The sequence below is a fragment of the Burkholderia humptydooensis genome, assembly GCF_001513745.1.
Taxonomy (GTDB): Bacteria; Pseudomonadota; Gammaproteobacteria; order Burkholderiales; family Burkholderiaceae; genus Burkholderia; species Burkholderia humptydooensis.
In genome coordinates this window covers 1,704,611-1,726,439 of sequence record NZ_CP013382.1, presented here as the reverse complement: position 1 = coordinate 1,726,439, position 21,829 = coordinate 1,704,611, and the positions used below count along the sequence as shown (strand labels likewise).

Genomic DNA, 21,829 nt, shown 5'->3' with positions numbered 1-21,829 from the left:
CGGCGGTCGATTTTGTTCGGCTCGATCAAGCCGCATCGAATAAATTGCCCGCAAGCGTGGCCGGGGCCACGAAGCGGCCGCCGTCTTCGCCGTGGGATCGGTATCATATGAGCTATTCGTCTTGATCAACCCGTGTCGAAGTGGAGCGTAGCGTCGTGCATGTCGGTGAGCGTTTCAACAGCATTTCCCATCTCGTCGGCGCGGTGCTGTCGGTGGCGGGGCTCGCCACGCTCGTGACGATGGGCGCGCTCGACGGCGATGCGTACAAGGTGGTGAGCTTCAGCGTCTACGGTGCGATGCTGTGCGTGCTCTACGCGATCTCGACGCTCTATCACAGCGTGCGCGGCCCGCGCCTGAAAGCCATCCTGCAGAAGTGCGATCACTCGGCAATCTATCTGCTGATCGCGGGCAGCTACACGCCGTTTACGCTCGTCACGCTGCGCGGGCCGTGGGGATGGTCGCTGTTCGGCGTGAGCTGGGGGCTCGCCGCGTTCGGCATCGTGCAGGAGCTCACGCTCGGGCGGCGCACCCGCAGCGTGTCGATGGCGCTGTACGTGCTGATGGGCTGGCTCGCGCTCGTCGCGATCCGCCCGCTGGTCCATGCGCTGCCCGCGGCGGGGACGGCTTGGCTCGTGGCGGGCGGCGTCATCTACAGCGTCGGCATCTATTTTTTCGTCAACGACGAGCGCATCCGCCACGGGCACGGCATCTGGCACCTGTTCGTGCTGGCGGGCAGCCTGTGCCAGTTCGTCAGCGTCGCGGGCTACGTCGCATGATGCGCGGCGGGCGAGTCTTGCTCGCCACTTCTCGCCGCTACAGCGGCATCGCGCTCGTGCACTTGATCTCGTCGAGGCACACGCTCGAATGCACGCCGCTCACGCCGGGGATGCGCATCAGCGTGTCGAGCAGGAACGTCGACAGGCCCTTCAGATCCGCGGCGACGACCTTCAGCACGTAGTCGATGTCGCCCGTGACCGAAAAGCACTCCTGGATTTGCGCGAGCTCGGAGACGAGCTTCTGGAATGTCGACAGATCGCGGATGTGCCCGCGTTCCATCGTCACCTGGACGAACGCGGTCACGCCGAAGCCGAGCGTGTCGGCGTCGAGCCGGGTCTCGTAGCGCTTGATTGCGCCGATCTCCTCGAGGCGCCGGTGGCGCCGCAGCGTCTGCGCGGGCGACAGCCCGACGGCCTTGGCAAGCTCCAGATTGGAGATGCGGCCATTTTCCTGCAGGATCTCGAGCAGATGGCGATCGATGCGATCAAGAAGCGGTTCTTGCATTTTTGTTTCCTTGATTGTCTCCCGTGTGCAATTTTATCTCATAATGTAGGGTTTGCATGAAGGGCTTACGAAACCCCATTTCATCCTGCCGGCGATAAACTGAGCCCCGATTTTTTGCGCGGGATCAATAAAAACTCGGAGCGTGCAGGCAGGAGCGGAGGGCTGTGCTTCCCGCTCCACGCGAAGACGATGCACGCCGCGCAGGAACTCGACATCCCCAGCCCGGCCGCCCGCCGCGACATCCGCGCCGGCGGCCGGAACAAGTACACGGCGCCCGGGCCAGCCCGAAGGCGCGCCGCCTCCAAAAAGGGCGGACGAGACGGAGAAGACATGGTTTCAGATCAGGACAACGACGGCCTCAAGCGGGGGCTGAAGAATCGCCACATCCAGTTGATCGCGCTCGGCGGCGCGATCGGCACGGGGCTTTTCCTCGGCATTGCTCAGACGATCCGGATGGCGGGGCCGTCGGTGCTGCTCGGCTATGCGCTCGCCGGCGTCGTCGCGTTCTTCATCATGCGGCAATTGGGCGAGATGGTCGTCGACGAGCCCGTCGCCGGCTCGTTCAGCTATTTCGCGAACAAATACTGCGGGCACTTCACGGGCTTCCTGTCCGGCTGGAACTACTGGGTGCTGTACGTGCTCGTCAGCATGGCCGAGCTGTCCGCGGTCGGCATCTACGTCCAGTACTGGTGGCCGGGCGTGCCGACCTGGATCTCCGCGCTCGTGTTCTTCGTCGCGATCAACGCGGTCAACCTCGCGAGCGTCAAGTCGTACGGCGAGACCGAGTTCTGGTTCTCGATCATCAAGGTCGCCGCGATCGTCGGGATGATCGGCTTCGGCGGCTACCTGCTGCTGTCGGGGCATGCGGGCCCGGATGCCGGCGTCGCGAACCTGTGGCGGCACGGCGGCTTCTTCCCGAACGGCATCGGCGGCCTCGCGATGGCGATGGCGGTCATCATGTTCTCGTTCGGCGGCCTCGAACTCGTCGGCATCACGGCCGCGGAGGCGGACGATCCGTCGCACAGCATCCCGCGCGCGACGAACCAGGTGATCTACCGGATCCTGATTTTCTACATCGGCGCGCTCGGCGTGCTGCTGTCGCTGTATCCGTGGCAGAAGGTCGTGACGGGCGGCAGTCCGTTCGTGCTGATCTTCCACGCGCTGTCGAGCGACACCGCCGCGAACGTGCTGAACGTGGTCGTGCTGACGGCCGCGCTGTCCGTCTACAACAGTTGCGTGTACTGCAACAGCCGGATGCTGTACGGCCTCGCGCAGCAGGGCAACGCGCCGCAGGCGCTCGCGCGCGCGAACCGGCGCGGCATTCCGGTCGCCGCGCTCGGCGTGTCGGCGTTCGCGACCGCGCTGTGCGTCGTGATCAACTATTTCATGCCGGGCAAGGCGTTCGAGCTGTTGATGGGGCTCGTCGTATCGGCGATCATCATCAACTGGGCAATGATCAGCGTGATTCATCTGCGGTTTCGTCAGGCCAAACGCGCGGCGGGCGAGACGACGCGCTTCAGGAGTCTCGGCTACCCGCTGACGAACTATCTCTGTCTCGTCTTCATGGCGGCCATCCTCGTCGTCATGTTCCGCACGCCGGATCTGCGTCTGTCCGTCTACCTGATCCCGGTGTGGCTCGTCGTGCTCGCGGTCGGCTACCGGTTCCGCCAGCGCGGCGCCGGCTATGCGCTCGGCGACGGCGTGTCGGCCCGTTGAACCCGATTTTTCTTCACCTGTAGAAACCGCCATGTTTGAACATATCGATGCATACCCCGGCGATCCGATTCTCACGCTGAACGAGAACTTCCAGCAGGACCCGCGCACGCGCAAGGTCAACCTGAGCATCGGCATCTATTTCGACGACGACGGCCGGATTCCGGTGATGGGCGCCGTGCGCGAGGCCGAAGCCATCGTGCAGCGCGAATCCGGTCCGAAGCCGTATCTGCCGATGACGGGGCTCGCGGCGTATCGCGACGCGGTGCAGGCGGTCGTGTTCGGCGAGGACAGCGACGCGCGCGCGGCCGGGCGCATCGCGACGGTCCAGACGCTCGGCGGTTCGGGCGCGCTCAAGGTCGGCGCGGATTTCATCAAGCGCTACTTTCCGGGCGCGCAGGTGTGGATCAGCGATCCGAGCTGGGAGAACCATCGGTTCATCTTCGAGCGCGCGGGCTTCACGGTCAACACGTACCCGTACTACGACGAGGCGACGGGCGGCCTGAAGTTCGACGCGATGCTGGCCGCGATCGATGCGCTGCCGAAGAAGAGCGTCGTGCTGCTGCATGCGTGCTGCCACAACCCGACGGGCGTCGACCTCGACGACGCGCAGTGGCTGAAGCTGATCGACGTGCTGCAGGCGCGCGAGCTGCTGCCGTTCGTCGACATGGCGTACCAGGGGTTCGGCGCGGGTCTCGCGGCCGACGCGTTCGCGATCCGCGAGCTCGCGCGCCGCGGCGTGCCGGCGTTCGTCGCCAACTCGTTCTCGAAGAACTTCTCGTTGTACGGCGAACGCGTCGGCGCGCTGTCGGTGATCTGCGAGGACGCGGCGGCGGCCGCGCGCGTGCTCGGCCAGCTCGCGGGCGCGGTGCGCTCGAACTACAGCAATCCGCCGACCTACGGCGCGAGGATCGTCGCGCAGGTGCTGACGACGCCCGCGCTGCGCGCGCAATGGGAAGAAGAGCTCGCGGCGATGTGCCGGCGCATCGCGAAGATGCGCAGCGCGATCCACGACGGCCTGCGCGCGCACGTGCAGGGCGAGGCGCTGTCGCGCTATGTGAGGCAGCGCGGGATGTTCACGTACACGGGGCTCACCGAAGCGCAGGTCGAGTGCCTGCGCGAGCGGCACGGCGTCTATGTGCTGCGCTCGGGCCGGATGTGCGTCGCCGGGCTGAACGAGGCGAACGTCGGCGTCGTCGCGGAAGCGATCGGCGCGGTGATCGCGAGCGGCGTCTGACGTTTGCGCGCGCGTCGGGCGCGGCGGGAAGCTGGGCCTTGGCGCGCGCGGTATGTGGTTGGGGCGGTGCGATGCCGGATGCCCGCGGCGGCGCGTCGGGGGCTGATCGCATCGGATCGCATCGAAGGCGATCGGCGGTGCGATGCGGTTGCGGAGTCGGCATCGGTGTCGCGGATCGGCAAGGACCGCGCGCGGTGTGCGGCGCGCGCGCCGGCAACTCAAGCGCGCCGCGCGTCGGTCACTCTGAACGGGAGTCCAACATGAGCATCAGCATCGTCCGGCTCGGCGAGCCGCGCGCCGACGACGAGGGCGTGCGGATCGGCACCGTGCGCCGTCCGCCGCGCGGCGTGCCGAAGGAAGCGTTCGCGTCGCGCGACTACTACGACGTCTGGCTGCCGACGCTGTCGCCGAGCCCGGAGCTCGTCGCCGAAGCGCAGGCGGCGGAATCCGACGCCGAATGGAAGGCATTCGCGCGCAAGTTCCGCGCGGAGATGAAGCACGGCGACGCGAGCAGGGTGCTCGACGTGCTCGCCGCGTTGTCGGCAACGTCGAATTTTGCAATCGGCTGCTATTGCGAGAACGAGGCGCACTGCCACCGCAGCGTGCTGCGCGCGCTGCTCGAGGAGCGGGGCGCGTCGATCCGGTCGTGACGGGAGGCGAGGGCGGCGCAGGCGTCGCTGCGGGTCGATTGTGCGCGAATCGAAGACGGCCGACGCGCTGTTCGCGGTGCAACTCGATGCGTTCGGCGCGCGTGACGGCGTGCATGCGTTTTCGCTGCATCCCGGCAAGATCGCGACGCCGCTGCAGCGGCATCTGACACGCGACGAGATGATGGCGTTCGGCTGGGGCGACGAGCCTGGCGTGCTGCTCGATCCGACCTTCAAGACGCCCGCGCAGGGCGCCGCGACGCAGGTATGGGGGCCGCGACGTCGCCGCGTCTCGGCGGGCTCGGCGGACTCTATTGCGAAGACTGCGACGTGGCGTGCGTGGCGGCCCGATTCGACATTGTCAACCTGCGACGGTGAGGCCGCCGCGCGCTCGCGTCGGAGCGCGCATTTCATGATCGAACCCGTGCAGCAGGAGCGGCGCCGATTCCTTGCTCCGTCGCTCGACGCGATCGGCGATCGCTGCCTGTCGACGCAAACCGCGCGTGCGATCGTCGGTTCGCGCGAACCGCCGTCGGGCCATGATCGAATCGCGTCGGCCTCCGGCCAGTCCGGAACGGCTCAAACGTGCAAGGGATCATCCAGCAGCAAGTCGATGGCGGCGCTGGCCGATCCGCTCCGGTGATCGAGACGGCGCGCTTGATCCTGTCCTGCCATCGCCTCGAAGATTTCGAAGGCAGCCGGGCACTGTGGGCCGATCCCGGCGTGACCCGTCTGATACGCGACGAACCGTTCGCCGCGGAAGAGTGCTGGCTGCGCCTGTTGCGCTACGTTGGGCATTGGCAATTGCTGGGCTTCGGCTACTGGATGGCTCGCGAAAAAGAGACCGGCCTCTTCATTCTTCATCGGTGAAATGGGCTTCGCCGATGCGAAGCGCGACATCGTTCCCGCGCTCGGCGATGCGCCCGAACTGGGCGGCGCGCTCGCCCCGGCCGCGTGGGGGCAGGGCATCGCGCGCGAAGCGTTGCATGCGGTGCTCGATTGGGCGGACGCGCATCTGGCGGCTCGGCGCACCGTTTGCCTGATCGGCCCGGAAAATCGTTTCTCGATCCGGCTGGCCGCGGAGTTCGGTTATCGGGAAGTCGCCGTCGCCGAATACAAGGGCGAGCCGATACTGGTTTTCGAGCGGCCGGCCGCCGGCCCACGGCACCCGAGCGATCGGCCGCCGGCTGCCGCACCCGAACGGAACGGGCGCGCGTAGCCGACGGCCGGGCAGCGAGCCGGTCGATCGCTTCCGCTCGTTGCCCGCTCGCGCTCGCCGCGTCACGGCGCGCTGCGCGCGACCACCCATCGATGCACGTTCGCGTCCGCGCCCGATGCTATGGCTTCCGTATCCGATCCGCCGGCGAATCGGGCGTCATGCCGCCCAGCGCCTGAAACAGCGCCGCCGTATCGGCGAGCCGGTCGGCCTGCGCCCGCGTCCTGTCGAGCGCCGTCTGCGACGCCTGGCGCTGGGCATCGAGCAGGCCGAACAGGCTGACGCCGCCCGCCGCATAGCGGGCCTGCGCGATCTCGACGCTCGCCTGCGCTTCCAGCGCCGCGGCGTCGCGCGCATCCAGCGCCTGCGCGTCGTCCTTCAGCGCATCGAGCGCATCGGCGACCTGCTGCAGCGCCTGCAGGACGGTCTGCCGGTACGATGCGAATGCGGCGTCGTAAGCGGCCTGCGCCGCGCGGCGCTTCGCGCGCAGCTCGCCGCCGTGAAAGATCGGCTGCGTCAGATTCAGGCCGATGTTCCAGATGTTCATGCCGTCGACGATATCCGCCATGCGCGTGCGCTGCGAGCCGGCGCTCGCCGAGATCACGAATTGCGGATACAGGTTCGCCGTCGCGACGCCCACGTTCGCGCTGGCCTGATGCAGGAGCGCCTCGGACGCGCGGATGTCCGGACGTTCGCGAGCGAGCGTCGACGCAAGCGTGACGGGCACCGTGTCGGGTAGATGCAGCGCATCGAACGCGAGGTCGCCGAAATCGGCTTTCGACGGCGCCGCACCGAGCAGAATCGCAAGCAGGTGGTCCGCCTGCGCGAGCTGCGTCGTCAACGCCGGCAATGACGCGCGCGTCTGCGCGAGCAGCGTTCGCTGCGCGCGCACGTCGAGCCGCGCGACGCCGCCCGCCGCGTAGCGCGCTTCGACGATCGCCAGTTGCTGCGCTTGTGCGTCGATGAGCCGCTGCGTCAGCGCGATCTGCCGTTGCAGCGATGCGCGCCGGATCGCCGTCGACACGACGTTGCCGGCGAGCGTCAAACGAGCGGCCTGAAGCTCGTAAGCCCGGAAATCGACCTGCGCGAGCAGCGCTTCGAGCGCGCGCCGATTGCCGCCGAACGCATCGAGCGCATACGACACGCTCACCGATGCGTTGAGCAGCGTGAACGGCCCGGGCTTCGGCACGTTCGGAATGCCGAACGCGGCCGGATCGACTTTCTGGCGCGCGCCCGAGAGCCTGGCGTCGATCGCGGTAAACAGCGATGCGCCCGCTTGTGCGATGTAGTCCTCGCGCGCCTCGGCGAGCCTCGCGCGCGCCGCGTCGAGCGTCGGGCTGCGTTGCAGCGCCGTGTCGACGAGACGATTCAGCGCGTCGGATCGAAACCGCGTCCACCATGCGGGCAACGCGGCCGGGGCGGCGGCGAGCGTTTGCGCGGCGTTCGCGGCGCGCGTCGTGACGGGCAGCGCTTCGCGCGCGTACGTCGAGACGTCCGGCGGGGCGGGCGGGCGAAAGTCCGGGCCGACCGTGCATCCGCACAGCGCGAACGCGAACGCGAACAGCGGCAGGCAGGGTTTCATCGTCGAGCCTCCTCCATATGTCACGCCCTAGTCGAGCGTGCGCCTGTAGAAGCGCACGGCGACGGCCATCACGACGACGGTGAAGATCGCGATCGGCCACACCGAGGGCCAGAGGTCCGCCCAGCCGTTGCCCTTGAGCAGAATGCCGCGCACGAGGCGATTGAAGTACGTGAGCGGCAGCAGGTTGCCGATCCACTGCGCCCATACGGGCATGCCCGCGAACGGGAACATGAAGCCCGACAGCAACAGGCTCGGCATGAAGTAGAAGATCGTGAGCTGCATCGCCTGCAACTGGTTCTGCGCGATCGACGACAGCGTGATGCCGACCGTCAGGTTCGCCGCGATGAAAAGCAGCGCGGTGACATAGAGCGCGACGAGGCTGCCGACGAACGGCACCTGAAAGACGTAGCGCGCCGCCGCCAGAATGATCGACGACTGCACGAGCCCGATCGCGATATACGGGACGAGCTTGCCCGCGATGACCTCGATGGGCAGCACGGGCGTCGCGAGCAGATTTTCCATCGTGCCGCGTTCGCGTTCGCGCGTCATCGCGAGGCCCGTCATCATGACCATCGTCAGTGTCAGGATCACGCCCATCAGGCCCGGCACGACGTTGTACTGCGTGATGCCTTCCGGGTTGTAGAGCCGGTGGATCCGCACGTCGAACGCGGCGGCCCCGCCGTTCAGATGCGCGAGCGGCCCCGTGATGTCCCTGTCCGCGACCGACTGCACGAGCCCGGGCAGCGCGGCGAGCGGCGCTTGCGTCGTGGTCGGATCGGTGGCGTCGGCTTCGACGAGCAGCGCGGGCCGTTCGCCGCGCAGCAGCCGGCGCGAGAAATCGACGGGGATCGATACGACGAACTGCACGTCGCCCCGCGCGAGCGCGCGCCGGCCGGCGTCGTCGTTCGGCAGCGTCGCGACGAAATCGAAGTAGCCGGACTGCTTCATCGCGGAGACGAAGCTGCGCGAGAACGGGCTCTGATCGCTGATGACGATCGCGGTGGGAAGATGCTTCGGGTCCGTGTTGATCGCGAAGCCGAACAGCGCCAGTTGCACGATGGGCAGGCCGATGATCATGCCGAACGTGATGCGGTCTCGCCGCAACTGGATGAACTCCTTGAGGACGATGCCCCACCAGCGCGTCACGGAAAAGAGTTCGCTCACGATGACGCCCCGTAGTTGTCGGCGGTGCGGCCCATCATGTAGATGACGACGTCTTCGAGCCCGGTCTCGATCGGCTCCACCCGCACGGGCAGGCCGGCCGTCGCCTGCGCGATCGCCGTTTCGAGCGCTGCGGGATCGCGCCCGCTCGCGTGCAGCGACGAACCGAAGACGACCGTCTGGTCGACGCCGGGCGTCTTGCGCAACCGCTCCGACAGCTCGGCCAGACGCTCGCCGTGAATCGCCCGCGTCACGAGTGCCTGCGACGCCGTGATGTCCTGCGCGCTGCCCTGCGCGAGCAGCTTGCCGTATGCGAGGTAGGCGAGCTTGTGGCAGCGCTCCGCTTCGTCCATGTAGTGCGTGCTGACCAGCACCGAAATGCCTTGCGCGGCCAACCGGTGCAGCTCTTCCCAGAAGTCCCGGCGTGCGGTGGGATCGACGCCCGCCGTCGGCTCGTCGAGCAGCAGCAGCTCCGGTTCGTGGAGCATGCACGCGGCGAGCGCGAGCCGCTGCTTCCAGCCGCCCGACAGCGCGCCCGTCAACTGGGCGGCGCGCGTTTGCAGCCCGAGGTGCTCGAGCGCGCGCTCGATCTTTTCCCTGCGGTTGCGCATCCGGTAGATGCGCGCGACGAAATCGAGGTTCTCGCGAACCGTCATGTCGTCCCAGTACGAGAAACGTTGCGTCATGTAGCCGACGTTGCGCTTGATCTGCGCGCTCTCGCGCACGATGTCGTAGCCGAGGCACGTGCCGCTGCCCGAGTCGGGCGTGAGCAACCCGCACATCATGCGGATCGACGTGGTCTTGCCGCTGCCGTTCGGCCCGAGAAAACCGAAAATCTCGCCGCGCGCGACCTGCAGCGACACATCGTTGACGACATGCTTGTCGCCGAAGCGCTTGTTGAGGTTGCGCACGTCGATCGCGAGCGTCGCGTCGCGCGTGTTCATCGCAGCGTCACCGAGACAGGCTGGCCGGGATGCAGGCGCTGCGCATCGTCGACGGAAGGGCGCGCCTCGACCATGAACACGAGCTTCGAGCGGCTTTCGTTGCTGTAGATGACGGGCGGCGTGTATTCGGCCGAGCTCGACACGTAGGTGATGCGGGCCGCCACGTCCGACGCGCAGCCGTCGCAGCGGATCGTCAGCGCGCGGCCGGGCGCGAGCGATCCGACCACGGCCTGCGGCACGAAGAAGCGCACCTTCACGTTCTGCGGCGGCAGCATCTGCACGACGGGGCTGCCTGCCTGCACCCATTCGCCGACGCGATAGAGCGTGTCGTACACGCGCCCGCCGGCGGGCGCGGCGACGCGCGTCTGATCGAGCTTCCATTGCGCCTGCGCGACCGCCGCCTGCGCCGCTTCGACGAATGCGGCCTGCGCGAGCAGTTGCTGCGGCCGCCCCGGCAGCCTCGCGACCTCGACCGCGTCGGTCAGCTCCCGCACCTGGGCGCGAGCCGCGTCGGCGGCCGCGCGCGAATCGTCGAGCTGCCCCTTCGGGATGCCGCCCGCACGATACTGCGCTTCGTCGCGCGCCGATTGCAATTCGGCCTTGCGAGCCGTCGCGACGGCCTGCGCGAGCTGCGCGCTCGTCACGCCGACTTCGGGCGCCCGCTTGCCCGTCCGGAGATCGGCGAATTGCGCGCTCGCCGCGGCGAGTTGCTGCTGCGCCTGCCGCAGCGCATTCGCCTCGTCGACGGATTCGAGCGTGAAGACGACGGCGTTCGCGTCGACGTGCTGGCCGCGAGCGACGTCGAGCCGGGTCAGCTTGCCGGACTGCGACGAGGCGAGATACACGAATTCGCCTTCGACATACCCTTGCCAGGCCGTCTCGTCCCGATGCGAGCACGCGCCGAGCATGACGCACGCGGCGGATGCGGCGGACGCTGCGCCGATCGGGAGCGCGCGCGCAAACGGGCGCAAACGCGGGCGGAAACGCTTCATGGCGTGGACCTCATGGATGCGCGGCGCGTGGCCTTGCCGCGGCCGCGCGCTTGCCGGGCGGCGTGAGGCCGTTCAGCAGGAGCGCCGTGACGTGCCGCTGCAATGTCTCGCTTTCGATGGCCGGGAAGCCGGGAACGCTCTGCAGCAACTTGGCGATCGCCTGGGGCAGCATCGCGAGCGCGACGATCGAGCTGAACAGGAGCGGCCCGTCGAGCCCGGGGTTCACCGCGCCCGTCTGCTGCGCGCGCACGACGCGGGCGCCGAAGCGCTTGATGCTGTCGAACGGGATGCGCGTGATCATGCGCTCGCGCAACATGCCGCCTTCGTTGACGACCTCGCGGAACCACAGCGGCGGCAGCCACGGCATGCGGTGCGTCACGTCGAACAGGCGGCTGACGAGCTCGCTCGTCATGACGAACGGATCGGCGTTCGAATCGCCGGTGACGGCGTCCCAGACGAAGCCGATGGAAGGGGCGAGCCGTTCCTCGACGATCGCATCGAGCAGGATTTCGCGATTGGTGAAGTAGTAATGAACCAGCGCCGACGTGACCCCGGCGGCGGCGGCGATCTGGGCGATGGTGGTCGCCGCGATGCCGCGCTCGGAAAAAAGGCGGGTGGCGGTGTCGAGCAGATGCTCGCGCACGTCGAAATTCTCGACCGAAGGGCGGCGGCCGCGTGGCTTGGCTGGGTGACGTTTCGTGCTCATGGAGCTGGATATTAATTGATGAGTTAGTTAAATTCAAGGCGGGGAAATTCAACGTGGAATGAATGCGCCCGGGCCGTTGCCGGGCGCGCGCTCCCGCGCCGATGCGGGCAGGGACTCCCAGTATGGGGCGGCCATTCGATGCGGCCGTCATCCGGGTTGTGGGAAGCGGTTTTTCGGCCCTGCGCGATGCACCGGCCGCTTTCCGTCCGATTCTCACCTGATTCCGCATGAACCGAACCGCGCCATGTCCGAATCCGCCAGCATGCAGATGTCCGAAGCGATCGTCGAGCGGCTCAATTGCGGCGTGTTCTCGGTCGACCGCGACATGCGCATCCTCGCGTGGAACGGCTTCATGCAGTACCACACGGGCCGTTCGCGCGAGAACGCGATCGGCCAGGTCTGTTCGTATTTGTTCCGCTTCGACCATTCGCGGCCGATCACCGGCACGATCGACGCGATGCGGCAAAACTGCAGCTTCGTCCCGCTCGACGACGGAGGCGGCGGCATCGGCGCGGTGGGCGTGACGATCGTCGACGCAACCGATATCTGCATCGCGCATGAAGCGCTGGAAAACCGCGAGAAGCGGCTGACCGATGCGCTCGCCGAGCTGACCGCGCGCCATGCGGAGCTGTCGGACCTGAATCGCCAGCTCGCGCACGCGCATCAGCAACTGCTGCAGTCGGGAAAGCTCGCGGCGATCGGCCAGCTCGCGGCCGGCATCGCGCACGAGATCAACAATCCGGTCGGGTTCGTGCTGTCGAACGTGAATACGCTCGGCGGCTATCTCGACGTGCTGATCGCGCATGCGCACGCGGTCGGGCGGCTCGTCGCCGAGCGGCAGCCGCAGCTCGCGCCGGCGCTCGCCGACGAATCGAAGGAAGGGCTCGCGCGCGTGCGCAAGACGCGATCACGATCCGCGCGGGCATCGACGCGGGCGATGCCGCGCGGATCTGGTTCGAGGTTGCCGACGCGGGCTGCGGGATCGCGCCCGAGAACCTCGAGCGGATCTTCGATCCGTTCTTCACGACGAAGCCGGTCGGCAAGGGCGCGGGGCTCGAGCGCATTCGCGAGGACGGCCTGAACGCGTTCGTGATCGTCGTGCCGGCCGATGTCCAGACGGGCGCCGTCGACCGGGTGAAGGCGTTCGGCGAGATCGGCTTCGTCGCGAAGCTCGTGATGCTGCTGGCGGACGCGGCGATCCGCAAGATGAAGGCGGCGCTCGAGCAGTTTCTCGATGCGCTGTGAGTGCGCGCCGTCGCGGGGGAAGTGTGCGCGACGCGGGCCGGCGCATCGGGCGCGAACGGTGCGTGGCCGAGCCGGCCCAGCCGGCGACGCCGACCGCGGCGACGAAGACGGCGCTCGCGACAAAGTCGATCCCGACGGCGGCCGTCGGTCCCACGCGATCGAGGATCGCGCCGGCGACGGGGCTGACGATCAGCCCGGGCGCGATCGCGGCGAACGTCAGCCATCCGGCCCACTCGGGCGACGAAAACCGCGTCAGCACGAAAAGCACCAGCGTCAGGACGAACATCCGTCCGGCGAGGCGCGAGAAGATCGCTGCGACGAGCAGCGGCGGCAAGCCCGGGATGTTCAGCAGCGAACGATAGGAATCTGGTCGGTTCATGGCGGCCTCCGCGGCGCATTGCTCGCGGCCATCCCAGGGTCTGTTGACATACGGAACGCACATGCGTTGCCACGAGAACGGCCGCTCGCCGCGTCACGGCTTCGGATTGGCCGACGTCCTCGCGAACGCGCCGCGCACCTCGAAGCCGACCGCGTCCGCGACATCGCCGCGCGCGTCGACGAGCTCGAGCCGGTGCGATCCCGGCCACGGCATCCACGCGAGCCGGTCGCCGTGCCCGATCACCTTGCCGTCGAGCCGCCACGAGAAGCGCGCCGCGCGCCCCGCCGCGCGCTCGAACCAGATCCGCTGATGCTTCGGCGGAATGTCCGGATCGATCGCGAAGATTGTACCGTCGGTCGGCGCGCCGATCGAAAGCGGCGCGCGCGGCCCGCCGGCGCCGGTCGTCGCGGGCGCGGCGAGGCGCACCGTGTCGAGCGCGGTGCCGGCGACGAACCACTCGGGGCGTGCGGGCTCGACGTCGCGCTCGAACGCGACGCGGCGCTGCTCGACGCCCGCGGGCGGCCGCGGCGCGCGGCTCGCGAGATCGCGGTGCAGGTAGCCTGTGATCGCGGCCCACACGGGCGCCGCACCCGTGACGCCGGACACGTCCCACATCGGCGAGCCGTCCGCGTTGCCGACCCATACGCCCACCGTGTAGCGCGACGTGTAGCCGACCGCCCAGTTGTCGCGCATGTCCTTGCTGGTGCCCGTCTTGACCGCGGAGAAGAAGCGCGTCGCGAGCGGGCTGTCGAAGCCGAACGTGCGCACGCGTGCGTTGTTGTCGGCGAGGATGTCGGTGACGATGTAGCTCGCGGCCTCGCTGAATACGCGCGTGCCGGCCGTGGCGCGCGCGGGCGGCGCGGCAGGCCTGGACGCGGCCGGCTTCGAAGCGGCTGTCGTGGAAACCGCCGCCGTGGAAGCCGCCGACCTGGTAGCCGCCGACGTCGCAATCGCCGACTTCGACACGCTCGACGCGGAGCGCGGCGACCTGAAGGCATCGTTTCCGCCGCCGCCCGGCACGTCGAGCGTCGCGCGCGCGACGCCGCCGTTCGCGAGCGCGCGATACGCGTTCGCGAGCGACAGCAGCGTGACGTCGGCGCTGCCGAGCGCGAGGCTGAAGCCGTAGTAGTCGCCTTCTTCGGCGAGCGGCAGCCCGAGCGCCGTCAGCGTGCGCGCGAAGCGGTGCGGCGTGACGAGCACGAGCGTGCGCACGGCCGGCACGTTCAGCGACCCACCGAGCGCGGTGCGCACGCTGACCCAGCCCTTGAAGTGCTTGTCGTAGTTCTGCGGGATGTACAGGCCGCCGCCCGCGGCGAGATCGATCGGCGCGTCGTCGAGCAGCGACGCGGCGGTCAGCCGCCGCTCGTCGATCGCCTGCGCGTAGAGGAACGGCTTGAGCGTCGAGCCGGCCTGGCGCGGCGCGAGCACCGCGTCGACGTCGCGCGCGGCGGACAGCGCGCCCGACGAGCCGACCCACGCGCGGATCTCGCCCGTCGCGTTGTCGATCACGACGACCGCGCCGTCCTGCACGTTGCGCCGATGGGTCGGCGCGTTCAGCTCGGCGAGCGCGCGCGTGAGCGTGTCGCGCGCGAAGCGCTGCAGCGGCGCGTCGAGCGTCGAGCGCACGCGCGCGCCCGCGCCGGGCCTCACCTCGGCCGCGACGCGCCGCGCGAAGTGCGGCGCGAGCGCTTCGCCGTCGTCGCGCGCGGCGGGCGGCGGGGCGGACGTCACGAAGCGCACGTAGCCGTCGAGCGATTCGCACGGCTGCTCGGCGCGCATGTCGCGCAGGATACGGCACGCGCGCTCGGCGACCTTCGCGGCGGACGCGTTCGGCGCGCGCACGAGCGCGGCGGCGACCGCCGATTCGCGCACGTCGAGCCCCGACGGCGCCTTGCCGAACAGCGCGTGCGACATCGCGTCGAGCCCGACCGTTTCGCCGCGGAACGGCACGAGATTCAGATACGCCTCGAGGATCTGGTCCTTGCGCCAGCCGCGTTCGAGCCGCAGCGCGTTCATCGCCTGCACGGCCTTCTGCGGCAGCGAGCGCTGGCCCGAGCGGCGCGGCGTGTCGCTCAGGAGGCCCGCCAGTTGCATCGTCACCGTCGACGCGCCGCGCGTGCGCTCGTTCCACAGATTGCCCCACGCGGCGCCCGCGATGCCGCGCCAGTCCACGCCGCTGTGCGCATGGAAGCGCTTGTCTTCCGATACGACGATCGCCTCGCGAAACGCGGGCGACACGTCGGCGAGCGCGATCCAGTCGCCGCGCCGCTCGGCGAGGTCGACGCGCGTGCGCTGAAGCGGCGCGCCGTCGCGCGCGAGCAGCACCCAGTCGGAGCTGCGCCAGTCGCGCCGCACGTCGTCGTAGGCCGGCAGCGCATGCGCGGCGAGCGGCGCGGCGAGCATCGCGGCGGCGAGCGCGCGGCGCATGGCCGACGGCGCGGCCAGCCGCGCGAGCATCGGTGCGAACCCGTTCATCGCCCGCTCACGGCTTGCCCGCGTCGGCCGGCTTGACCGTCATCGGCGGGTTCGGCCACAGCCCGTACACGGACGGTGCATACAACGCCTCGACGCGCGTCGGCGGCAGCCCGAACGTGCCGGCGTTGTTCACGCGCACCGTGTACTCGACCGTGAGCTTGCCCTTCGGCAGATAGTCGTAGTACGCGCGATAGCCGTCGAAGTCGCGCTCGACGAACGCGGGCCGCGCGCCATCGGGCGACTTTTCGCCCTCGCCTTGCGTGGCGGCCTCGGAATCGCGGCCGAGCCCGGAGCCCAGGATCGTCGCGCCGGCCGGAATCGGATCGTTGACGACCACCCACGTCATGTCGCTTTGCGCGTCGATGTCGACGCGCACGCGCAGCACGTCGCCGCGCGTGAGCACGCCCTTGACCGCGGGCGACACCGGCGTGACGGTCTTCGCGATCCGGTAGCCGGCCGCGAACGGCGCGCGCAGCGGCACCGCGGCGAGGCTTTCGATCGTCGCCCACGGGCGGCCGCTGCCTTCCTGCACGATCGACAGCGTGCCCGGCGCGCGCGCGCCGCGCGGCCACGGCAGCGTCACGCCGCGCGCGGCGGCGGCGCGCGTCGCGACGGCGGGCTTCGCGCCCGCGGGCTGCGACCACGCGACCGAACGCGCATCGCCGCCGAGCGCGATCTTCGTCGTGCCGGCGACGCTCGCGCTCTCGTACGCGCGCGAGAAGCGCTCGATCGCGAGCAGGCCGAGCGCGTTCGCGGTCGTCGTCTGCCACGCGCCGTTCTTCTGCAGCGCGAGGAGGCCGGCCGCGACGCGCGGCATCTCGTCCTTCCAGCCCGCGTCGCCGGCGAACTCGAGCGCGAGGCGCGCCGCGTTCGTCTCGTTGCTCGTCATCAGCCACCACAGGTCGTCGTCGCGCGCGGTCGAGAACACGAGCTGCGTGCCCTGATACGTCAGCCGCGCGCGCAGGATCTGCTCGACTTGCGCGCGCTTCTCGTCGCGCTGCGCGATGTCCTTCACGCGCGCGAGGATCGCGTGATAGTCGAGGACGGCCGACGTCGGCCACTGGTTCGGCGCGATCTCGATCGAGCCGAGCATCCGGCCTTGCGCGGCGCCGTGGCGCGACAGCGCCTCGATCGCCGCGAGCTTGCGCAGGTCGCGATCCTGGCGCGGCGCCCACGCATCGCGCTCGATGCGCCCCTCGACGAAGTGCGCGAGCCCGGATTCGAGTTGCGCGCGCACGTCCTCGGGCAGCGCGAAGCGCGCGTCGGCGCGGCTCGCCTCGTCGGCGAGCACGAGCAGATACGCGGACAGCGACGGGCTGCCGTAGTGCGCATCGTCGGACGAAGGCGGGAAGTAGCTCGCGAGCCCGTCGCGGTCGAGATAGAGCGGCAGCCGTGCGGCGAGCGCCTGCCATTGCGCCGGATCGCGCAGGCCGATCGCGCGCGACGCCTGCTGTTCGAGGCAGCGGTACGGATAGCGCTCGAACCAGCGGCGCACGCCCGGCAGGCCGTCGGCGAGCCTCGATTGCAGCGAGACGGCCACGCCGCCCGCCGGCGCGCCGTGCGCGTCGAGCGCCGCGCCGGCGGGCGGCGCGACGGGCACGGCCAGCGTGCCGTCGACTTGCGCGAGCGTCGCCTGCTGGACCGTCACGGGCAGCGCCGGCACCACCTTCTGCGCGAGCGTGAGCGCGTCGGCCGCGCGCGGGCCGCCTTGCTCGGCCGCCTCGATGCGCCAGTTCAGCGCCCCCGCCGCCGCGCCGCCGCCCGCCGCCGCTTCGGGCGCCGTGACCGTCCACGCGATTTCCCGCGCGGAATCGGGCGCGAGCGACACCTTCTGCGGCGCGACGTCGACGCCCGGCACGCGCGGCGTCACGACGACGTCCATCTTCCGCCCGGTCGTGTTGCGCACCGTCACCTGCGCGCGGAACGCGTCGCCTTCGCGCACGAGCGGCGGCAGGCCCGAGATCAGTTGCAGGTCCTGCGTGCTGCGGATCGTCGCGCTGCCGGTGCCGAAGCGGTCCGCGCCCGCCGCCGCGATCGCGACGATCCGAAAGCGCGTGAGCGCATCGTTGAGCGGCACGTCGACGCTCGCGCCGCCGTTCGCGTCGAGCGTGACGCGCGGATTCCACAGCAACAGCGTGTCGAACAGCTCGCGCGTCGGCGCCGTCCCGCCGCCGCCGCCCGCGGGCACCGCCTTGCGCCCGAAGTGGCGGCGGCCGACGATCTCCATTTGCGCGGTGGCCGTCTCGACGCCGTACGCGCGCCGCTGCAGCATCGCGTCGAGCAGGTCCCAACTGCGGTTCGGCATCAGCTCGAGGAGCGCCTCGTCGACCGCGGCGAGCGCGATCTGCGTGCCGGCGGGCGCGGGCTTGCCGTCGGGCAGCGTGACCTTCACGCGCACGTGCGCGGTGCCGCGCACCGGGTAGCGGGCCGCGTCGGTCGTCACCTCGACGCCGAGCCGGTGCGCGCCCGTGCCGACCTTGATTTCGCCGAGGCCGTAGCGGAACGCGGGCCTGGACAGATCGACGAGCGCGGTTGGCGCCTCGTAATGGCGGCCTTCGCGCCAGAACGCGCGCGCCCATTCGAGCGGCGCCTTCCAGCCCCACGTGAAGAGCGAGTACCACGGCACTTCGCGCAGCCGCCCGCGCAGCGCGAGCACCGATACGTAGACGTTCGGCCCCCACGTGTCGCCGACCTTCAGATCGACGGTCGGATTCTTGCCGTTCAGCTCGACGACGTGCGTCTCGATCACGCCGTCGCGCTCGACGGCGACGAGCGCGGTTGCGTAGCGGAACGGCATGCGCACCTGGAAGCGGGCGGTCTCGCCCGGCTCGTATGAAGTCTTTTCGGGGATCACGTCGATCCGGTCGGTGTTCTCGCCGCCGAACCAGAGTTCGTCCTCGCGCGTGACCCATACCGACGTCGACGCGTTCGACGCGCGGCCGTCGCCGTCCTTCGCGACCGCGATCAACTGCACGTCGCCCGCCTGCGAAAGCGTCGCGTCGCACGACAGCCGGCCCTGCGCATCGGTCTTGCCCGAGCACAGCACCCCGAGCTCGCGCGTGTCGCTCCGGTTGTCGTATGCGTAAAAGCCGCCGACCATCCGCTTGCGCGAGGAGGTCGTCACGCGCGCGACGCCCTTGATCTCGACGGCCGCCGACGCGCGCGGCTTGCCCTGCAGATCGACGACGAGCGCCTGCACCGGCACGCGCTGGCCGACCGACACCCAGTGGCCCGCCTTGATGCCGGCGACGACCGCGGCCGGCCACAGCATCGCGTCGCCGCGGATCGTCTGCACTTCGCCGTTCGGATCGGCGAACGTCGCTTCGAGCGCGACGCGCTTCGGCGCGTCGACGGCGGGCAGGCCCTTCAACGTCAGCGCGCCCGAGCCGGTTCGATCGAGCGTCAGCGCGATCTTGTCGGCGACGAGCTTCGTCGCGTCGGGATCGTTGCCGCGCGATGCGCTGCCGCCGTCCTCGCCGTCCTGCGCGTCGTCGTCGGCCGCGGCGTCGTCCGTTTCCGGGCGGTACGGCGCGAAGCCGAAGTCGGGGTAGCGCTCGGCGAACGGCGGCGCGGCGCTCTTCACGAGCGCCGACACCTGCACGGGCAGGTTCGACGCGCCGCCGCCCGATACGTAATCGATCTGCACCGCGAGCGGCGCGTCCTTCGCGCCGACGAGCGGGCGCGCCTGCGCGTCGCGCACGCCGATCGAGCCTTTGAAGACGGGCAGCCGGAATGCCTCGACGCGGAAGCTGCCGCCGTAGTAGCTCGCGCTCGGCGCGTCCTCGGGGCCGTCCTCGAGCTCGACGCCGTATTCGCCGAGCTTCGCCGCGGCGGGCAGCGCGAAGCGCGTGTCGGCGGTGTGATCGGCGGCCCACGCGAGCGGCACGCGATAGGTCTGGCCGCTGCCGAGATGGCGGATCGTCGCGCGCGACGGATAGCGCGGCGGGAACGCGAGGCCCTGCAGCGTTTGCGCGCGCACGAAGTGCTTCATCGACACCGTCTCGCCCGCGCGCAAGAGCGTGCGGTCGAACACGGTATGCGCGCGCACGGTCGGCGTGCCGCTCATGTCGGTCGGCACGTCGAAGCGCCACGATTCGATGCCGCGGTTCCAGCTCGATCGCACGAACGCCATGTCCGGGCCCGTCTTCGGATCGTCGACGCGGGCCGATACGAAATAGTCGCCGTCGCCCTTCGAATAATCGCATGCGCGCTTCGGCTCGAAGGGCGTGTCGATCGTGAGGAGCCCTTGTGCGTTCGTCTTGCCGGCCGCGATCTCGTCGCCATTGCAGTCGGACACGCGCACCTGCGCGTTCGGCACGGGCTTGCCCTTGTCGAGCGTCGTCACCCAGACGACGCTGTTCTCGCGGCCGAGCTTCAGATGCACGCCGAGGTTCGTGACGAGCACCGCGGTGCGCACGTACATCTTCGCGGGCTTCGCGAGCAGCGAGCGGCCGAGCGCGGGCGACGCGAGCTCGAGCACGTGAAAGCCCGGCCTGTCGATCGGCACGCCGACGATCTCGAACGGGCGCAGCGCCTTCGGATCGGCCTTCGGCAGCGTCAGCGTCTGTACGCCGGGCTCGCCCGCGAGCAGCGACAGCGAGCGGATGTCGATCTGCCGGTGCTGCGGCTTCGGCGGCCTCTCACCCGCGGCGAGCGGCGCGTAGACGGGATGCTGGCCGCGCGCGAGCAGGCCGGGGCGAAGCTTGTCGATCGACTCGACGGTCATCGCGCGGCCGTCGAAACGCTCGACGAGCCGCATCCAGCGGCGGATCTCGTTGTCGTTCTCGACCTTCAGGTTCGAGAACTGCGCGCCGCCCGCGTTCAGCCCCGCGACGCGCAGATCGGCCTCGACGTTGCGCAGCGTGACGGGCACGAGCGCGGGCGAATCCGGCTCGGCGAAGCGCTCGACGATGCCGAACGTGCCCGACGGGAATTTCGCGAGCGGCGGCATCGGCGCGGTGCGCGTCGCGAGCGGGAACAGGTCGGCGTTCGACAGCGCGCGGCCCGTCACGTCGCGCAGCGCCGGCGGCAGCTCGATCGTCAGCGCGGCCTGCGCGGGCAGCGGCGCGGCGAACTGGACGCTCGTGACCTCCTCCGAGCGATCGTCGGGCTTGAAGCGCGGCGCGATCGCGCCGTCCGGGCCGTGCAGCCGGATCTTGTCGGCGGCGCTGCGCGCGACGGGGGCGTTGAACGACAGCGTGAGGGGGCGCAGCGGCGTGCACGGCGCCTTCGCGTTCTCGCGCTCGCACGAGAAGCTCGCGGCGAACGGCGCGCGGACCGTGAAATCGTAGCGCCGCTCGGTGTCGTTCGCGACGCCGCTCGGGCTCGCGACGCCTCGGCCGTAGACGAGCTGCATCTTCGCGCTCGCGGGCAGCGCCTGCGCGCACGCGAGCGTCAGCACGCGCGCGGCGTCCTTTTTCCAGTGGAAGTGATCGAGGAGCGCGGCGCGCGTCAGCGCGTCGGCGGCCGCGACCGGTATGCGGTTGCCGATGCCGGCCGCCTCGCACCAGATGTTCGCGAGCGCCGAGCGCTCGTCGGCCGGGCCGTTCAGCTTGACGACGAACACCTGCCGCTCCTCGATCTCGCGCGCGCCCGGCCGCACCGACACCGGGAACGGGCCGCCCGTCTGGAAGGCGAAGCGGCGCGGGCCCGTCACCGCGTTGCCGGCGACCGAGCGCAGCGTGTCGTTGAGCGCGACCGTGCAGCGCGCGCCGGGCGGCAGGTCGCTCTCGAAATCGTAGGCCCAGGTCTTGTCGTCGAGCCAGCGGCCGTGGCCGCGCGCGGCGGCGGGATCGGCGCACGCGACGCGCGCGGGGTCCGGCGCGGATGCCGAGCCGAACGCGACCATCGCCTCGTCGAACTTGACGACGGTCTGCCGGACTTCGGCAACGGTGCCTTGCGGCGACACGCTCGTCGTGCGCGCCGCGTCGGCCTGCAGCGACAGCGCGGCGGCGGCGCCGAGCGCCGCGACGGCGCCGATGCGCGAGAGCAGCCGGAGGATCGGTGGGTTCGGCTTGTTTGGCTTGTTCCGCTTGTCGTCGTGCTTCATCGCTCGATTGCCCTCTGACGGAAGCTTTCGGTTTGATTGCACGGAATTCTAACCGAGCCGGGTGAACGAAAACGGCGCGAAAAGGGGCGGCGAGCCGGCGCTCGCGCGCGCGCCCGGAATCGCTGGCCGATGTCCGCCACGCCGAATGAAAAACACTTTTACACGCTTACGTGCGCGTGAATGTGGTCCGCATGCCGGATGC

General features: G+C 69.9%; 15 protein-coding genes and 2 pseudogenes. 9 read left to right on the top strand and 8 right to left on the bottom strand.

The window, feature by feature from the left end; translation table 11 throughout:
* The first annotated feature begins 155 nt into the window (after nucleotides 1–155).
* Nucleotides 156–776, top strand: coding sequence for a PAQR family membrane homeostasis protein TrhA (gene trhA / locus AQ610_RS26700; RefSeq protein WP_009914721.1), 621 nt, complete (start codon nucleotides 156–158; stop codon nucleotides 774–776).
* 37 nt (nucleotides 777–813) lie between these two features.
* On the opposite strand, the gene AQ610_RS26695 is transcribed toward trhA, so the two are convergent.
* Nucleotides 814–1,281: an Lrp/AsnC family transcriptional regulator gene (locus AQ610_RS26695; protein WP_006027524.1), complete on the bottom strand. Its 468-nt coding sequence runs from the start codon at nucleotides 1,279–1,281 to the stop codon at nucleotides 814–816.
* A 330-nt stretch (nucleotides 1,282–1,611) separates the two neighbouring features.
* On the opposite strand from AQ610_RS26695, the gene AQ610_RS26690 reads away from it, so the two are divergent.
* The 5 genes and pseudogenes from AQ610_RS26690 (at nucleotide 1,612) to AQ610_RS32040 (ending at nucleotide 6,097) form a co-directional block, all read left to right on the top strand.
* A complete protein-coding gene (locus AQ610_RS26690; protein WP_009914722.1) occupies nucleotides 1,612–2,997 on the top strand; it encodes an amino acid permease in 1,386 nt (461 codons plus the stop codon).
* Between the two features lie 31 nt (nucleotides 2,998–3,028).
* Nucleotides 3,029–4,231 (top strand): amino acid aminotransferase, encoded by a 1,203-nt coding sequence (locus tag AQ610_RS26685; RefSeq protein ID WP_006027522.1) that lies wholly within the window; start codon nucleotides 3,029–3,031, stop codon nucleotides 4,229–4,231.
* Between the two features lie 260 nt (nucleotides 4,232–4,491).
* Nucleotides 4,492–4,881: a DUF488 domain-containing protein gene (locus AQ610_RS26680; RefSeq protein ID WP_006027521.1), complete on the top strand. Its 390-nt coding sequence runs from the start codon at nucleotides 4,492–4,494 to the stop codon at nucleotides 4,879–4,881.
* Between the two features lie 40 nt (nucleotides 4,882–4,921).
* The gene (locus tag AQ610_RS37675; protein WP_006027520.1) at nucleotides 4,922–5,521 is read left to right on the top strand and encodes an SDR family NAD(P)-dependent oxidoreductase; all 600 of its coding nucleotides are present in this window, start codon (nucleotides 4,922–4,924) and stop codon (nucleotides 5,519–5,521) included.
* Nucleotides 5,476–6,097, top strand: a pseudogene (locus AQ610_RS32040) (GNAT family N-acetyltransferase). The gene AQ610_RS37675 and the pseudogene AQ610_RS32040 overlap by 46 nt, the downstream one beginning before the upstream one ends.
* Before the next feature lie 118 nt (nucleotides 6,098–6,215).
* On the opposite strand, the gene AQ610_RS26660 reads toward AQ610_RS32040, so the two are convergent.
* From AQ610_RS26660 to AQ610_RS26640, 5 genes are read right to left on the bottom strand one after another with little or no spacing between them, the layout of a single operon-like run.
* Nucleotides 6,216–7,676 (bottom strand): efflux transporter outer membrane subunit, encoded by a 1,461-nt coding sequence (locus AQ610_RS26660; RefSeq protein ID WP_006027517.1) that lies wholly within the window; start codon nucleotides 7,674–7,676, stop codon nucleotides 6,216–6,218.
* Between the two features lie 27 nt (nucleotides 7,677–7,703).
* Complete coding sequence (locus tag AQ610_RS26655) at nucleotides 7,704–8,840, bottom strand: ABC transporter permease (protein ID WP_009914724.1); 1,137 nt, start codon at nucleotides 8,838–8,840, stop codon at nucleotides 7,704–7,706.
* Nucleotides 8,837–9,781 carry an ABC transporter ATP-binding protein gene (locus AQ610_RS26650; protein WP_006027515.1) on the bottom strand — a complete coding sequence of 315 codons (945 nt, stop codon included), beginning with the start codon at nucleotides 9,779–9,781 and terminating at the stop codon, nucleotides 8,837–8,839. Before AQ610_RS26650 ends, AQ610_RS26655 begins: the two co-directional genes overlap by 4 nt.
* Nucleotides 9,778–10,773: an HlyD family secretion protein gene (locus AQ610_RS26645; protein ID WP_006027514.1), complete on the bottom strand. Its 996-nt coding sequence runs from the start codon at nucleotides 10,771–10,773 to the stop codon at nucleotides 9,778–9,780. Before AQ610_RS26645 ends, AQ610_RS26650 begins: the two co-directional genes overlap by 4 nt.
* A 10-nt stretch (nucleotides 10,774–10,783) precedes the next feature.
* Nucleotides 10,784–11,479, bottom strand: a complete 696-nt coding sequence (locus AQ610_RS26640) for a TetR/AcrR family transcriptional regulator (protein ID WP_043282787.1) — start codon at nucleotides 11,477–11,479, stop codon at nucleotides 10,784–10,786.
* 58 nt (nucleotides 11,480–11,537) lie between these two features.
* On the opposite strand from AQ610_RS26640, the gene AQ610_RS26635 reads away from it, so the two are divergent.
* The 3 genes and pseudogenes from AQ610_RS26635 to AQ610_RS26630 all read left to right on the top strand — a co-directional run bounded on the left by AQ610_RS26635 (nucleotide 11,538) and on the right by AQ610_RS26630 (nucleotide 13,086).
* Nucleotides 11,538–12,560 carry a PAS domain-containing protein gene (locus tag AQ610_RS26635; protein ID WP_508601804.1) on the top strand — a complete coding sequence of 341 codons (1,023 nt, stop codon included), beginning with the start codon at nucleotides 11,538–11,540 and terminating at the stop codon, nucleotides 12,558–12,560.
* Nucleotides 12,443–12,724: pseudogene (locus tag AQ610_RS38545) on the top strand (response regulator); the annotation flags it as partial. The gene AQ610_RS26635 and the pseudogene AQ610_RS38545, both read left to right, overlap by 118 nt.
* A 62-nt stretch (nucleotides 12,725–12,786) precedes the next feature.
* Nucleotides 12,787–13,086 carry a hypothetical protein gene (locus AQ610_RS26630; protein WP_231748995.1) on the top strand — a complete coding sequence of 100 codons (300 nt, stop codon included), beginning with the start codon at nucleotides 12,787–12,789 and terminating at the stop codon, nucleotides 13,084–13,086.
* A 110-nt stretch (nucleotides 13,087–13,196) separates the two neighbouring features.
* On the opposite strand, the gene AQ610_RS26625 is transcribed toward AQ610_RS26630, so the two are convergent.
* Together AQ610_RS26625 and AQ610_RS26620 are read right to left on the bottom strand one after the other, a co-directional pair.
* Nucleotides 13,197–15,578 carry a transglycosylase domain-containing protein gene (locus tag AQ610_RS26625; protein ID WP_043282785.1) on the bottom strand — a complete coding sequence of 794 codons (2,382 nt, stop codon included), beginning with the start codon at nucleotides 15,576–15,578 and terminating at the stop codon, nucleotides 13,197–13,199.
* Nucleotides 15,579–15,585: 7 nt separating this feature from the next.
* Entirely contained in the window at nucleotides 15,586–21,627 is a 6,042-nt protein-coding gene (locus AQ610_RS26620) for an alpha-2-macroglobulin family protein (RefSeq protein WP_006027510.1), read from the bottom strand.
* Between the last annotated feature and the right edge of the window lie 202 nt (nucleotides 21,628–21,829).